This is a genomic window from Kiritimatiellales bacterium (assembly GCA_041656295.1).
Lineage (GTDB): Bacteria > Verrucomicrobiota > Kiritimatiellia > Kiritimatiellales > Tichowtungiaceae > Tichowtungia.
Genome location: JBBADV010000041.1, coordinates 1 through 6,520, shown reverse-complemented (window position 1 = coordinate 6,520; position 6,520 = coordinate 1). Strand labels below are relative to the sequence as shown.

The window sequence follows — 6,520 nt, the reverse complement described above, 5'->3', positions numbered from 1 at the left end:
TTTTAAACCGCCGCGACAAAAGCCGTCCGTTCATGCTGTGGTCGAGCTGGATTAAACCGCACCCGCCGTTTGAATCGCCGGCGCCGTGGTCAAAACTCTACCGTCCAGAGGAAGTTGGACATCCGTATCGTCCCGAAGACGGAGCAGAATTTTTAACCCTCTGGAACAAAATTCAAAACCGCTATAAATGGCGTGACGCCGGCATCGACGAAAACCTGCTGCGCACCATGCGTGCGGCCTATCTGGGTTGTATATCATTCATAGATTATAATATCGGCCGTGTACTGGCAGCGCTCGGAGATGAAATAGATAATACGCTGATTGTGTTTGCATCGGATCACGGGGAGCTGCTTGGCGATTATAACAGCGTCGGCAAACGCTCTATGATTGATGCGTCGGTACGCATCCCGCTGATTGTGCGCTGGCCGAAAAATTTCCGCGCCGGCACACAGTGCGACACCCCGGTGTCACTGCTCGATATTCGCCCGACATTCCTCGCCGCCGCCGGAATTGCAGATGATCATTCCGGTGTGCACGGTTCTGATCTCGCAACCATTGCCGCCGGCGCAGAAAAAGATCGTGCCGTCATGAGTCAGTTCCAGAAAAAAGATCTCGGGCTTTATATGCTGGCGACGCGCGACCGGAAATATGTCTACAGCGCCGCCGACCGCAAAGAACTGCTGCTCGACATCAGCGGCGATGCATTAAGTACCGAGGAAAAAATTATGGATGCGCCGGCGGAAACCGCCGCGTTCCGGAAACAGCTCACCGGGATTTTAGAAAACGACGGCATTGAATACGCATCCGGAAACGGCGGGTGGAAAGAATATCCGGCGCCGGATTTAGGATTGGATGATCCGGATTGCGGCTTGATTTATCAGGACAGTCCGCGCGGCGGTGAAGTTCTGCAGGAACGTATTAATGAGTTGCCGGAAGGTTACCGCCGGAAGGTATATAAAACCGGCAGCGACGCGATCAAATTAATCAAGGACGCGATCAAGTTAACGAAATAAAATATTGTTAGATCTCGTGTGAAGAAAGCAGCTCGATAAATAGCAGAGAGATTATGGATTTGATGGAAGATTTCATCGGTGTATCAACGAATACGCTGACCGGTATTGATATCTGGGACGCTGCGGAGCTGACCAGAAAATACGGTCTGACCTGCATGGAGATTCATCTGGGTGATTTCGAGGCGGCCGTCGGCAATCCGTGGATGATTCCGCACGCCGGCGTCTGGCCGCGTACGTTCAGTCAGGACGACCGGAAACGGTTGCGTGAAAAACTGGGGCACATCAAAAATCTGACCATTCATGGCACGCCGCTCGATTTGAATATTGCGGCGGTGAATCCCGGTATTCGTGAGGAGTCGCAAAAACAGTATCGCGAAGCACTGGAGCTGGCGTACGATTTGGGCGCCAAGTGGATGACGTATCATCAAGGACGTCCGGCGCTGTCCGTTGTTTCGCCGCGCTATGTGGAAGACCGGAATGTGGAATTCATTCTGTCCATTCTGGAGCAGGCGAAAGAATGGGATATCAAGCTGGCGTATGAGTCATTCAATGTAAATCTGCTTGAGCGCATTCCGGATGCGCAGTTCGGACTGCTGCTCGATGTTGGCCATGCTGTAATGGCGGCCAATAAATTTGCGCCGGAAGGGCGCGGCGATACGCAGACCGTTTTAAACTGGATTGATTTTTGCGGCGATCGGTTGATTGAAATGCACATGCACGACGTAATCAACTGGGCGGAAAATGCGGCGCTGGGAACAGCGCATCGTGCGTTCGGTTACGGTCTTTGTCTGGATCTGGAAAAAATTGCAGAAAAACTGAAAGAGAAAAACCGGCTTATTCCGCTTATCTCCGAAATTTATGAACCTACTGCCGAAAAAGCGGTGCAAACCACCGCTGAAATGAAAGAGCGTATTCTGGCAATGATGAATTAACCGCCGATAAAAATATTAAGTAATACGTGACGCGAAAGAGAAAATGTTATGAAAGCTGACCGGTTAATTTACGGTGCCGTAATTTCTTCCAGCTGCCTGCTGATGTCCGGCTGCAAAGAAACAGAGACGCGCTCGCCGAATATTGTATTTTTGTTTGCGGACGATCTCGGCTGGACAGACCTCGCGGCGTTCGGCAGCGATTTTCATGAAACACCTCATCTCGATCAGCTTTGTCGTGACGGAATGAAATTTACGGATGCTTACAGCGCCGCGCCGAACTGTGCGCCGTCGCGCGCCAGCTTAATCACCGGACAGTATATCCCGCGTCACGGCGTCTACACCGTCGGCAGCCGCCACCGGTTTGACAAAGGGACGCCGGGCTGGGCAGGTTCTGTGATGAACGGTCCGGACTGGGATGAAAATCTGCTGCTCGCGCCGGAAAATGCCAAAGGTATTGGAACGGATTGCGAGACAATCGGAACGGCGCTGCAAAAAGCCGGTTATAAAACGGCGCTGTTCGGCAAGTGGCACGTCGGCTGGGGCGGCAATGTTCCGCTGGATGCCTTTGAAGATGAAATCCGCGGATTTGACGATCTGGCGTTGTGCAGGCCGCGCCATTATAAAGCATCCATCTGGCCGGCGCCCGGCAATCTGCCGGAAGATCTCTATTTGAGCGATTATCTTGCCGACCGCGCGATCAGTTTTATTGAAGAAAACCGCGACCGCCCGTTCTTCCTCTTCCTCTCCGATTTTCTGGTGCACGTCCCACCGGAAGCGCCGGCGGCGCTGGTTGAAAAATATAAAAATAAACCTGCCGGCGTGCGGCATAAAGATCCGGTGTACGCAGCGATGGTGGAGTCGCTCGATATCAGCATGGGACGAATCCTCGCCAGGCTGGACGAACTCGGCTTGCGCGAAAACACGCTCGTCGTTTTCACGTCCGATAACGGCGGCGACGCGCGTACGTCGAATGCACCGCTTCGCGGTGTAAAAGGCATGTTTTTCGAAGGCGGAATCCGTGTACCGATGATTGCCCGCTGGCCGGGTGTTATCAAGCCCGGCAGCGTGTGTGAAACGCCGGTCATCAATCTCGATTTTTTTCCGACGTTTACCGCCGCCGCCGGTTCGCCGGTGAATAAAACCAGTGATCTGCTCGATGGTGCAGAGTTAATGCCGCTGTTTTCCGGTGCCGGAAATTTGTTGAGCGACCGTTCAATTTTCTGGTATTCGCCCGGCTATCTGCCCGGTAAGCCCGGCGGACCGGGACGTCAGTCGCCGTCCGCCGTCATCCGTTCCGGTAGTTATAAACTCATTCATTTTTTCGAAGACGATCATATTGAGCTGTATAATCTGCGTGCTGACGTCGGCGAAAAACATAATCTGGCGGAAAGTCTCCCGGTGGTTGCCGAAAAACTGAAAATGGAACTCGACGCCTGGCGTGAAGAAACCGGCGCCGCGATTCCGCCGCGCAACCCGAATCCGAAATACGGCGTCATGCCGATGCTGTTTTAAATTGAATAGAACCGAACTGATATGAATATGAAAACAGTCATTGGCATAATCGGAACAATGCTGGCCGAGTGGAACCGAACTGATTTAATTACACTGCTGATTGGCGTAAATGATTTTTCATGGGCGGAAATTCTGCTGAACGTCTATCAGCAGCGAAGAGCTATTGACAGAAATTCGCAAAGCTCATCCGCTGACATTTTTCTATTGTCTGACGCTGACGTATACAACGCGGGGAATTACCGGTATTGGAGTTCCAGCATGATGTCCCCCGGTGCGGTAAAGATGGATGCGGCTGCTTTTAGATATTAAGGAACTTACAAAATAGGAGTTTTATAGAATGAAACGACGACCGAATTTTTTAATTATAATGTGCGACCAGTTTCGCGGTGATGCGCTAGGCATTGAAGGCCATCCGGTTTTGCAAACGCCGAATCTGGATGCGCTGGCGACCGGAGGGATCCGGTTTCGCCATGCCTACTCGCCGTGTCCGGTTTCAATTCCGGCGCGCCGCAGTTTTATGTCCGGTCAGTTTCCTGCGACACACGGCATGCTCAGCAACAAAGAAGGGTGTTGCTGGTATCCGGCGGCGACCCTGCCGGGAGAACTGAAAAAAGCAGGATATCAGACACAGCTCGTTGGTCGCGATATGCATTTACACCCGCGCCGCAAACGCTACGGGTTTGATGAAATGCTGCATACCGGAGATGTTCATCCCGATGATCTGTATGCCGGCCGCCTTCCGGGGTATAGTTATAATCCAAGCTGGAGTCACGGTCTGAACGCCAACGGGCGCACTGCGCGGCCGTGGCACCTGGAGGAAGCACTTCACCCAAGCTGCCGGACTGTTGATGCAGCGCTGCGTTTTCTGGAACGGCGCGATCCGGAGTGTCCGTTTCTGCTGGTTGCAAGTTTTGCCGGGCCTCACCCACCGCTGTATCCGCCGGAATTTTATATGACCCGTTATTTGCGTGCCGGAAGTCATCCGCCGCATATCGGCAGCTGGGCGCACCGGCCGGAAAATAACGGGGCCGGCCTGCCGGTGGATTCCGCTGTAACGTGTCTGGAAGGAGACGTGCTGGCTAACTGCCAGGCCGGTTATTACGGGATGATTAACCATATTGATGATCAGATCTGCCGTCTGCTTTCACCGCAGTCCGGCCTGGATCGGGAAACCGCGGCAGATACAATTATCATTTTCTGTGCCGATCATGGTGAAATGCTGGGCGATCATTATATGTTCAGAAAAGGGCGACCATATGAAGGTGCGGTACGTGTGCCGCTGATGATTCATGCGCCGGACAAATTCGGTTTTACTGCCGGAACTGCAGTTTCGGCAGCGGTCAGTCTGGAAGATATTATGCCGACCGTACTGGAGCTTGCGGGGGTTGAAATTCCAGCATCGGTTGAGGGGAGGAGTCTTGTACCGTCACTCCATGGGGAATCTGTCGCGCGCGAATTTATTCACGCTGAGCATGCGAATGATGAAGGTCTGACCTGGCATCTGCTGACGGATGGGCAGATGAAATATATCTGGCACTCAGGAACCGGCATAGAGCAGCTGTTCAATCTGGACGCAGATCCTTATGAACTGACGGATCTTGTGGAAGCTCCGGAACGGGCGGAAATCCTGGCCGCTTGGCGTCAACGGCTGATAAAAAAACTGGCAGGCCGCCCGGAAGGGTTTGTTGCGGACGGAAGACTGATTGCCGGACGGCCGCACAATACTACGATGGCGCATGTTTCATATAATCCGGACGAAGCCTGTGAGCCGGCGTGAAGTGATCAGTATCACCAAAGCTGTTAAATCTTAAGTATATAGTGATTTAACATCGGCAAATCATGGAAAGTAAAAAGTATTAGAAAATGAAAGCGTATGAAAATCTGAATCCGTATTTCGGTGATCTGCACACGCACTGCAGGATTTCCTATGGACACGGCCCGCTCGAAGATGCGCTCAAAAATGCGGAGGAACAGCTCGACTTTTGCTCCGTTACCGGACACGCGCACTGGCCCGATATGCCGGCGCCGGACGAGCGCATTCAATATATCATTGATTTTCATAAAGAAGGTTTTGCGCGCCTCAAAGCCGGCTGGCTGAAAATACTTGAAACACTGAAAGCCCATGACCGCGCCGGAAAAACGATCATTTTCCCCGGCTTCGAAATTCACATGAATTCCGACGGTGATCGTACCATTTTTTATAAAGAACTCGCCGGCGAAATTCTCTATGCCGATAGTCTGCCGGATTTGTATAACCGCCTGAACGCGCTCAACGCCGCCGGAAATGACGTCATGAGTTTTCCGCACCACATCGCCTACCGGCGCGGCACACGCGGCATTAACTGGGAAACATTCGCGCCGGAAATTGAACAGAACGTGGAACTCATCTCCATGCATGGCTGTTCCGAAACCAGCGAAAACACGCGCCCGTTTCTGCACTCTATGGGCGGCTCCGACTGGGAAAGCACTGTGCAGTACGGACTCGCCGCCGGAAAAATTTTCGGTTTTCTCGGCTGTACCGATCATCACAGCGGGCATCCCGGCAGCTACGGCCACGGCGCCACCGGCGTCTGGGCGGAAAGTAAAACGCGCGACGCCCTCTGGAACGCCATTCGTGCGCGCCGGACGTATGCCATCACCGGCGACCGCATCGCGCTAAAATTCAGTATCAACGGCAATCCAATGGGTTCTGTTCTGCAAAATTCCGGCGCACGCGAAATTGAATTCGACGTCAGCGCCGGCGGCGCCATCGACTATGTAGATATTGTAAAAAACAATCAGATTTTCCGGCGCTTTTCTGAATGCGATGTGAAACCGGCGCCGGTCGGCAAAATCATCCGCACTAAACTTTATCTCGAGCTCGGCTGGGGCGAGCGCAAAAAAATTACGTCGTGGGAAGTTGACTTCGGCATCAGCGCCGGAAAAATTCTGAATGTCGAACCGCGCTTTCGCGGACGCGAAGTTGTGTCGCCGGTTGAACAGGCTGGTGGAGAAAGCGAATACTATACGTCGCACTGGGAAAAAACCGGTGAGCGGTCCGTGCATTTCGTCACCAAAAGCGAA

The 6,520-nt window shown here is 52.9% G+C and carries 6 protein-coding genes; all 6 read left to right on the top strand.

The window, feature by feature from the left end; translation table 11 throughout:
- The coding region (locus tag WC959_12825) for a sulfatase-like hydrolase/transferase (protein ID MFA5689999.1) at positions 1–1,013 on the top strand (1,013 nt) is incomplete at its 5' end.
- A gap of 53 nt (positions 1,014–1,066) precedes the next feature.
- Positions 1,067–1,945 (top strand): sugar phosphate isomerase/epimerase, encoded by an 879-nt coding sequence (locus WC959_12820; protein ID MFA5689998.1) that lies wholly within the window; start codon positions 1,067–1,069, stop codon positions 1,943–1,945.
- A gap of 48 nt (positions 1,946–1,993) precedes the next feature.
- Positions 1,994–3,457, top strand: coding sequence for a sulfatase (locus WC959_12815; protein MFA5689997.1), 1,464 nt, complete (start codon positions 1,994–1,996; stop codon positions 3,455–3,457).
- Positions 3,458–3,484: 27 nt separating this feature from the next.
- Positions 3,485–3,766 (top strand): hypothetical protein, encoded by a 282-nt coding sequence (locus WC959_12810; GenBank protein MFA5689996.1) that lies wholly within the window; start codon positions 3,485–3,487, stop codon positions 3,764–3,766.
- A gap of 28 nt (positions 3,767–3,794) precedes the next feature.
- The gene (locus WC959_12805; GenBank protein ID MFA5689995.1) at positions 3,795–5,234 is read left to right on the top strand and encodes a sulfatase-like hydrolase/transferase; all 1,440 of its coding nucleotides are present in this window, start codon (positions 3,795–3,797) and stop codon (positions 5,232–5,234) included.
- An 86-nt stretch (positions 5,235–5,320) separates the two neighbouring features.
- The coding region (locus WC959_12800; protein ID MFA5689994.1) for a DUF3604 domain-containing protein at positions 5,321–6,520 on the top strand (1,200 nt) is incomplete at its 3' end.

Bases quoted from the DNA above. Each gene is read 5' to 3' on its own strand.
- WC959_12820 (MFA5689998.1), top strand. From the start codon at position 1,067: ATGGATTTGATGGAAGATTTCATCGGTGTATCAACGAATACGCTGACC.
- WC959_12815 (MFA5689997.1), top strand. From the start codon at position 1,994: ATGAAAGCTGACCGGTTAATTTACGGTGCCGTAATTTCTTCCAGCTGC.
- WC959_12810 (MFA5689996.1), top strand. From the start codon at position 3,485: ATGAAAACAGTCATTGGCATAATCGGAACAATGCTGGCCGAGTGGAAC.
- WC959_12805 (MFA5689995.1), top strand. From the start codon at position 3,795: ATGAAACGACGACCGAATTTTTTAATTATAATGTGCGACCAGTTTCGC.